The 7,417-nt window shown below is 41.5% G+C and carries 17 protein-coding genes; all 17 read left to right on the top strand.

Annotation, left to right across the window (positions count from 1 at the left end; all coding sequences use genetic code 11):
• Positions 1-205, top strand: a 205-nt coding sequence (locus ACMKPP_RS09805; protein ID WP_472725476.1) for an EF-Tu C-terminal domain-related protein, incomplete at its 5' end; no start/stop codon positions are given.
• Positions 206-385: 180 nt separating this feature from the next.
• Positions 386-697 carry a 30S ribosomal protein S10 gene (gene rpsJ / locus ACMKPP_RS09800; protein WP_004695100.1) on the top strand — a complete coding sequence of 104 codons (312 nt, stop codon included), beginning with the start codon at positions 386-388 and terminating at the stop codon, positions 695-697.
• Between the two features lie 12 nt (positions 698-709).
• Positions 710-1,351 (top strand): 50S ribosomal protein L3, encoded by a 642-nt coding sequence (gene rplC / locus ACMKPP_RS09795; RefSeq protein WP_004695102.1) that lies wholly within the window; start codon positions 710-712, stop codon positions 1,349-1,351.
• A gap of 26 nt (positions 1,352-1,377) precedes the next feature.
• Positions 1,378-2,001, top strand: coding sequence for a 50S ribosomal protein L4 (gene rplD / locus ACMKPP_RS09790; RefSeq protein ID WP_004695105.1), 624 nt, complete (start codon positions 1,378-1,380; stop codon positions 1,999-2,001).
• Positions 2,001-2,285 carry a 50S ribosomal protein L23 gene (gene rplW / locus ACMKPP_RS09785; RefSeq protein WP_004695108.1) on the top strand — a complete coding sequence of 95 codons (285 nt, stop codon included), beginning with the start codon at positions 2,001-2,003 and terminating at the stop codon, positions 2,283-2,285. The genes rplD and rplW overlap by 1 nt, the downstream gene beginning before the upstream one ends.
• Positions 2,286-2,311: 26 nt before the next feature.
• Complete coding sequence (rplB, locus tag ACMKPP_RS09780) at positions 2,312-3,142, top strand: 50S ribosomal protein L2 (protein ID WP_004695109.1); 831 nt, start codon at positions 2,312-2,314, stop codon at positions 3,140-3,142.
• Between the two features lie 23 nt (positions 3,143-3,165).
• Entirely contained in the window at positions 3,166-3,447 is a 282-nt protein-coding gene (gene rpsS, locus ACMKPP_RS09775) for a 30S ribosomal protein S19 (protein ID WP_004695110.1), read from the top strand.
• Between the two features lie 13 nt (positions 3,448-3,460).
• A complete protein-coding gene (gene rplV / locus ACMKPP_RS09770) occupies positions 3,461-3,796 on the top strand; it encodes a 50S ribosomal protein L22 (RefSeq protein WP_004695112.1) in 336 nt (111 codons plus the stop codon).
• Between the two features lie 16 nt (positions 3,797-3,812).
• Positions 3,813-4,481 carry a 30S ribosomal protein S3 gene (gene rpsC / locus ACMKPP_RS09765; RefSeq protein ID WP_004695113.1) on the top strand — a complete coding sequence of 223 codons (669 nt, stop codon included), beginning with the start codon at positions 3,813-3,815 and terminating at the stop codon, positions 4,479-4,481.
• Positions 4,481-4,918, top strand: a complete 438-nt coding sequence (rplP, locus tag ACMKPP_RS09760; RefSeq protein ID WP_004695114.1) for a 50S ribosomal protein L16 — start codon at positions 4,481-4,483, stop codon at positions 4,916-4,918. Before rpsC ends, rplP begins: the two co-directional genes overlap by 1 nt.
• Complete coding sequence (gene rpmC, locus ACMKPP_RS09755; protein ID WP_418369655.1) at positions 4,908-5,111, top strand: 50S ribosomal protein L29; 204 nt, start codon at positions 4,908-4,910, stop codon at positions 5,109-5,111. Before rplP ends, rpmC begins: the two co-directional genes overlap by 11 nt.
• Positions 5,112-5,150: 39 nt before the next feature.
• Positions 5,151-5,411 carry a 30S ribosomal protein S17 gene (rpsQ, locus tag ACMKPP_RS09750; protein ID WP_004695116.1) on the top strand — a complete coding sequence of 87 codons (261 nt, stop codon included), beginning with the start codon at positions 5,151-5,153 and terminating at the stop codon, positions 5,409-5,411.
• 24 nt (positions 5,412-5,435) lie between these two features.
• On the top strand, positions 5,436-5,804 hold the full coding sequence (rplN, locus tag ACMKPP_RS09745; RefSeq protein ID WP_004695117.1) for a 50S ribosomal protein L14: 369 nt from the start codon (positions 5,436-5,438) through the stop codon (positions 5,802-5,804).
• Between the two features lie 18 nt (positions 5,805-5,822).
• Positions 5,823-6,143: a 50S ribosomal protein L24 gene (gene rplX, locus ACMKPP_RS09740; RefSeq protein WP_004695118.1), complete on the top strand. Its 321-nt coding sequence runs from the start codon at positions 5,823-5,825 to the stop codon at positions 6,141-6,143.
• Positions 6,144-6,166: 23 nt separating this feature from the next.
• The gene (gene rplE / locus ACMKPP_RS09735; RefSeq protein ID WP_004695119.1) at positions 6,167-6,706 is read left to right on the top strand and encodes a 50S ribosomal protein L5; all 540 of its coding nucleotides are present in this window, start codon (positions 6,167-6,169) and stop codon (positions 6,704-6,706) included.
• 16 nt (positions 6,707-6,722) lie between these two features.
• On the top strand, positions 6,723-6,992 hold the full coding sequence (gene rpsN / locus ACMKPP_RS09730; protein ID WP_418369654.1) for a 30S ribosomal protein S14: 270 nt from the start codon (positions 6,723-6,725) through the stop codon (positions 6,990-6,992).
• Positions 6,993-7,019: 27 nt separating this feature from the next.
• Entirely contained in the window at positions 7,020-7,406 is a 387-nt protein-coding gene (gene rpsH / locus ACMKPP_RS09725; protein ID WP_004695128.1) for a 30S ribosomal protein S8, read from the top strand.
• Positions 7,407-7,417 lie beyond the last annotated feature (11 nt).

Raw genomic sequence — 7,417 nt, 5'->3', positions numbered from 1 at the left:
CCGTCCACAATTCTACTTCCGTACAACAGACGTAACAGGTGTTGTAAACCTTCCTGAAGGTGTAGAAATGTGTATGCCTGGCGATAACGTAACAATGGAAATCGAATTGATTACTCCAATCGCTATCGAAGAAGGTCTTCGCTTCGCGATCCGCGAAGGTGGCCATACAGTAGGCGCTGGCGTAGTAACAGAAATCGAAGGTTAATTTAACCTTTTATGCTCATCGTAGAATGCGTTGAGCACAATACATGCAGCACTCAGAGCGGCAGATAATGCCGCTCTCGTGTTGTGTTTTTAAACTATGAAGTAGAAGGTTGCCTCTGCGGAGGAGAATTTCTATGGAGCAGCCCATTCACGAAATGGACGACAGGAGGAATTATTAATAATGGCTAAACAGCAAAAAATCCGTATTCGCCTTAAGGCATACGACCACAAAGCTCTCGATCAAAGCGCTGCTAAGATCGTAGACACTGCAAAAAGAAATGGCGCTATGGTATCTGGTCCGATTCCATTGCCAACAGAAAAGAATATCTTCACAATTCTTCGTTCTGTACACGTAAACAAAGATTCTCGTGAACAATTCGAAATGCGTACACATAAACGCTTAATCGATATTCTTGAACCAAATTCGAAAACAGTAGATGCTATCACTCGTTTAGATTTACCAGCTGGTGTATCTATTGAAATAAAACTATAAGGAGGTGCGATAATGTCTAAAGCTATTTTGGGTAAAAAATTAGGAATGACACAAGTCTTCACAGCTGAAGGCCAATTAGTTCCTGTAACAGTAGTGGAAACTACCCCAAGCGTTGTAGTGCGCGTAAAGACTGTAGAAACAGACGGCTACGAAGCAGTACAAATTGGTTACGGTTCCATTAAAGAAAAACATTTAACAAAACCTGTAAAAGGTCAGTTCGACAAAGCTGGCGTAGCTCCAGTGAAATATCTTCGCGAAGTTCGCGTAGCTAATGCAGCTGACTACACAGTAGGCCAAACTCTGGCAGCTGATATCTTCGCAGAAGGTGAATTGGTGGACGTAGTGGGTACAGGTAAAGGTAAGGGTTTTGCTGGCACAATTAAACGCCATAACTTCTCCCGTGGTCCTGAAACTCATGGTTCTAAATCTCACCGTGAACCTGGTTCCATCGGTCCTATGATCTCCGGTGGCGGCGGTAAGGTATACAAAGGTAAAAAACTCCCTGGACAAATGGGTGGTTACAGAGTTACCGTACAACGCTTATCCGTTGTGAAAGTTGATGCTGAACGTAACCTTTTATTGGTTAAAGGTGGTATCCCAGGCGCTAAAGGTAGCTTGGTTATGGTTCGCAACACGGTTAAACCTGTTAAATAATCATTTGTCGAAAGGAGGATTATGTAATGCCTACAGTAGCAACATATAATCAATCCGGCGTTAAAGTCGGTGAAATACAGTTAAACGATGCAGTATTCGGCGTTGAAGTTAACGAAGCCGTAATGCATCAAGCCGTAGTTCGTCAATTGTCTAACGAACGTCTCGGCACACATGCAACAAAAACTAGAGGTATGGTTCGTGGCGGTGGCCGCAAACCTTGGAAACAAAAAGGTACTGGCCGTGCTCGTGCAGGCTCCAGCCGTTCCCCAATCTGGATCGGTGGTGGTACTACATTTGGTCCACAACCTCGCAGCTATTACAAAGCTATGCCTCGTAAGGCTAGACGTTTAGCAGTTAAATCTGCTCTTAGCGATAAAGTGAATAATAGCGAATTATACGTTTTGGAAGAAATCACATTAGCAGCTCCTAAAACAAAAGAAGTGTTGAACATTATTAACAGCTTCAACGTTGGTGATGCAAAAGTATTGTTCATCACTGAAGGTGATGTAAATGTTGAACGTTCCGCTCGTAATATCCAAGGTGTTAAAGCTTTGGCTTGCGAAGGTATGAACATTTTCGATCTTCTTCATTACGATAAGCTCTTCATTACTAAAGGCGCTGTCGCAAAAATCGAGGAGGTGCTCGGATAATGCAATTACATGATGTACTAATCCGCCCGGTTATTACCGAAAAATCCACTATGCTTATGGAAGAAGGCAAATACACTTTCCGTGTGCCTTTGACTGCAAATAAAGTGCAAATCCGTCAAGCAGTTGAAAAAATCTTCAATGTAAAAGTAGAAAAAGTAGCTACTATTCGTGTTTTAGGTAAGACTAAACGCATGGGTCGTACACAAGGTAAACGTAGCGATTATAAAAAAGCTATCGTAACCTTAAAAGCTGGCGAATCCATTGAATTCTTTGAAGGTGTCTAAGAGTCTAGTTGTAAGGAGGCCCACTAATGGCAATTAAATCATTTAAACCGTACTCCGCTGGTCGCCGGTTTATGACAGTATCCGCCTTCGACGAAATCACAGCAAGCAAACCAGAAAAATCCTTGCTCGCTAAGATTTCTCAAAAAGGTGGTCGTAACAATACTGGTAAAATGACAGTTCGTCACCAAGGTGGCGGTCACAAACGTCAATACCGTATTATTGACTTCAAACGTACTAAAGATAATATTCCAGCTAAAGTAGCAACAATTGAGTATGATCCTAACCGTTCTTCTCGTATCGCTTTGCTTAACTACGCTGATGGTGAAAAACGCTACATTTTAGCTCCTAACGGTCTAAAAGTTGGTGACGTTGTATTCTCCGGTCCTGAGTCTGATATTAAACCTGGTAACTGCTTACCATTGGCTAATATTCCAGACGGTACACAAATCCACAATATCGAATTGAAAATCGGTAAAGGTGGTCAAATCGTTCGTTCCGCTGGTACATCTGCTCAATTGATGGGTAAAGATAATGGCTACGCTATTCTTCGTTTACCATCTGGTGAAATGCGTCGTGTTCGTCAAGAGTGCCGTGCAACAATTGGTGTTGTTGGTAACGCTGACCACAGCAACCTTGTAATTGGTAAAGCTGGTCGTCATCGTTGGATGGGTGTTCGCCCTGGCAACCGTGGTGTTGTAATGAACCCTTGTGACCATCCACATGGTGGTGGTGAAGGTAAATCTCCTGTTGGTCGTAAACATCCTGTTACACCTTGGGGCAAACCAGCACATGGTGTTAAAACTCGCGACAAGAAAAAAGCTTCTAACAGCTTAATTATTAAACGTCGTACAAAATAGGATAAAGGAAAGGAGATAAAATAGTGTCCAGATCTATTAAAAAAGGCCCTTTCGTAGCAGATCATTTGCTTAAGAAAGTTGAAGCTTTAAACGAAACTAACGAAAAGAAAGTTGTAAAAACCTGGTCCCGTGCCTCTACTATTATCCCAAGTTTTGTAGGCCACACAATTGCTGTGCATGATGGTCGCAAACATGTACCTGTATTCATTACAGAAGATATGGTAGGTCATAAATTAGGTGAGTTCGCTCCTACACGTACTTATAGAGGTCATGGTAAGGACGAAAAATCTACAGGCAAAAAATAGGAGGAAATAATACATGGAAGCAAAAGCAATCGCTAGACATATCCGAATCGCGCCTCGTAAAATCCGTATCGTTGCAGATTTAGTGCGCGGTAAAAACATCGGCGAAGCATTTGCCATCTTGAAGTTCACTCCGAAAGTTGGCGCTGATGTAGTAGAAAAAGTTATGCGTTCTGCAATCGCAAACGCTGAACATAATTTCGATATGAATGTTGACAATCTTTACGTATCCGAGATCTTCGTTGATCAAGGCCCTACATTAAAACGCATTCATCCTCGTTCCCGTGGTCAAGCTTTCAAAATTTTGAAACGTACTAGCCACGTAACAGTAGTAGTTAAAGAAAGAGCTTAAGAAGGAGGGAAACAGAGTGGGTCAAAAAGTTAATCCACACGGTTTGCGTGTCGGTATCGTAAAAGATTGGGACGCAAAATGGTATGCAGATAAAGATTTCGCTGCTAATCTTCATGAAGACGTAAAAATTCGTAACTTCTTGAAAGAAACCCTTTTCATTGCTGGTATTTCCCGCATTGAAATCGAGCGTACAAATAAACGTATTAAATTGACTATCCACACTGCGAAACCAGGTATGGTTATCGGTCGTGGTGGTGCTGGTATCGAAGATATCAAAAAAGCAATGACTCGTTTCACTGATAAACAAGTGGACGTTAACATTGCAGAAATTAAACAAGCAGACATGGATGCAACATTAGTTGCTGAAAACATTGCGGGCCAATTGGAACGTCGTATCGGCTTCCGTCGTGCAATGAAACAAGCTGTAGGTCGTACAATGCGCTTAGGTGCAAAAGGTATTAAAATCATGGTAAGCGGTCGTCTTGGCGGTGCTGAAATCGCTCGTAGCGAATCCTATCGTGAAGGTTCTATTCCTTTGCATACACTTCGTGCAGACATCGACTACGGTACTGCTGAAGCTCATACAACATATGGTTGTATCGGCATTAAAGTATGGATTTACAAAGGTGAAGTTTTGCCAGAAGCAAAACAAGCACCTGCTAAGAAGGAAGAAGGTGGCAAGTAATGCTTATTCCAAAGCGCGTAAAACATCGTAAGCAATTCCGCGGCCGTATGAAAGGTCGTGCTATGCGCGGTAATACAGTGTCTCATGGTGAGTTCGGCTTGGTAGCATGCGAACCATCTTGGATCACTAACCGTCAAATCGAAGCTGCCCGTATTGCTATGACTCGTTATATCAAACGTGGTGGTAAAGTATGGATTAAAATTTTCCCTGACAAACCAATCACAGCTAAACCAGCTGGTACTCGTATGGGTTCCGGTAAAGGTTCTCCTGAATACTGGGTAGCAGTGGTTAAACCAGGTCGTGTAATGTTTGAAATGGACGGTGTGCCAGAAGCTACAGCTCGTGAAGCTATGCGTCTTGCAAGCCATAAACTTCCAATCAAATGCAAATTTGTTGTTAAGGGTAAAGAATTGGGTGGTGACGTAAATGAAGGTTAATGACATTCGCAATATGAGCGCTACCGAAATGGAACAAAAAGTTTCCGGTCTTAAGGAAGAGTTATTTAACCTCCGTTTTCAGCTTGCAACAGGTCAATTAGAAAATCCTATGCGCATTCGTGAAGTTAAGAAGACAATCGCTCGTATTAAAACTGTACAACGTGAAGTTGAACTTAAATCTGAAAACGCATAATAACAGATTTGTTAAAGTTTGAAAAGGAGGCTTAAAATCGTGGCAGAAGAAAGAAACGTACGTAAAGTCCGCGTAGGTAAAGTTGTTAGCGACAAAATGGACAAAACTGTTGTTGTTGCTGTTGAACGTAAAGTACCTCACGCATTATATAACAAGCCAATGGTTAGCACAAAACGCTTCAAAGCTCATGATGAAAATAATGAGTGTCAAATTGGCGATACAGTTAAAATTGTAGAAACTCGTCCACTTTCTAAAGATAAATGTTGGAGAGTTGTTGAAATTCTTGAAAGACAAAAATAAGAGTGATGTAAGGAGGAATAGACGATGATCCAGCAACAAACAATTTTGAATGTTGCCGACAACACTGGTGCTAAACGTATTATGTGCATCCAAGTCATGGGCGGTTCTTATCGCAAATTCGGCAATATCGGTGACGTAATCGTTGCTTCTGTAAAAGATGCATCACCCGGTGGCGTTGTCAAGAAAGGCGACGTAGTTAAAGCTGTTATTGTTCGTTCTAAAAAAGGTATCCGCCGTCAAGACGGTTCCTATATTCGTTTCGATGAAAACGCAGCAGTAGTTATTAAAGATGACAAGACCCCTCGTGGTACTCGTATCTTTGGACCTGTAGCTAGAGAACTTCGTGAAAAAGACTTCATGAAAATCGTTTCTTTGGCTCCAGAAGTATTATAAGAAGGAGGAACGCAGCATATGGCTAAGCTACAAATCAAAAAAGGCGATACAGTTGTTGTTATCTCCGGTAAAGATAAAGGTAAGCAAGGTACAGTTATCGCAACTGAACCTAAAAAAGAACGCGTATTTGTTGAAGGCGTTAACACTGTAAAACGTCACACAAAACCTTCCCAAGCTAACCCACAAGGCGGCATCGTTACTAAAGAAGCTGGCATTCATGTTTCTAACGTAATGGTTGTCGACCCAGAAACTAAAACAGCTACTCGTATCAAAAAGGTAGAAGGCAAGGACGGTAAATTCGTTCGCGCTACTGTTAAATCCGGTACAGTACTTAAATAATCAGGAAAGGAGGAGCTACATAAATGTCTCGTTTGTTTGAACAATACAACTCTGAAATCAAAAAGAGTATGCAAGAAAAATTCCAATACGGCAATGTAATGGAAATTCCTAAATTGGAAAAAATCGTTATCAACATCGGCGTAGGTGATGCAGTAGGCAATGCAAAAGCATTGGAAGCAGCAGTTAATGACTTGACTATTATTGCTGGTCAAAAACCTGTTATCACAAAAGCTAAAAAATCCATTGCGAACTTCAAAGTTCGTGAAGGCATGGCGTTGGGTACAAAAGTTACTCTTCGTGGCGAACGCATGTATGAATTCCTTGATAGATTGATCAATGCGGCATTACCTCGTGTACGTGACTTCCGCGGTATCAGCGCTACTGCATTCGATGGCCGTGGTAACTACGCTTTGGGTCTTAAAGAACAGCTCATCTTCCCTGAAATCGAATATGATCAGGTAGAACGTGTTACTGGTATGGATATCATTATCGTAACAAGTGCTAAGACAGATGAAGAAGCTCGTGAATTGTTGACTCAATTCGGTATGCCTTTTGAAAAATAATAGGAGGAACATATAGATGGCTAAAAAATCTATGATTGAACGCGAAAAGAAACGCGCTAAAATCGTTGAAAAATATGCAGCTAAACGTGAAGCGTTAAAAGCAGCAGGTGATTATGAAGGCTTATCCAAATTACCAGTAAATGCATCCCCAACACGCTTGCACAACCGTTGCAACTTAACTGGTCGTCCTCACGGCTATATGCGTAAATTCGGTATCAGCCGTATTGCGTTCCGTGAATTGGCGTACAAAGGACAAATTCCTGGTGTTAAAAAAGCCAGCTGGTAATATTAGACGAGAGGAGGTTTTTAGATTATGGTAATGACCGATCCTATCGCGGATATGCTTACGCGCATCCGTAATGCAAACGCTGCACTTCATGAAACGGTAAACATTCCTGCATCTAGAATGAAAGCAGCCGTTCTTGACATCCTTTTACAAGAAGGCTTTGTAAAGAACGTTGAAAAAGAAGAAAACACTTTAAAAGTAACTTTGAAATATGGTTCCAATAACGAGAAAGTTATTACAGGAATTAAACGTATTTCCAAACCAGGTTTACGTGTTTACGCGAAAAAGGAAGAACTTCCTCGTGTACTTGGTGGTTTGGGTATCGCAGTTATTTCTACGTCCAAAGGCGTTATGAGCGACAAACAAGCTCGTAAAGAAGGTCTTGGTGGCGAAGTAATCGCATACGTTTGGTAATAGTAGCAATA

It is taken from the genome of Veillonella parvula (assembly GCF_048309325.1).
GTDB lineage: Bacteria > Bacillota > Negativicutes > Veillonellales > Veillonellaceae > Veillonella > Veillonella parvula_T.
Note: the sequence above shows the minus strand (reverse complement) of the source record. Positions and strands in the feature narration are given on the sequence as shown.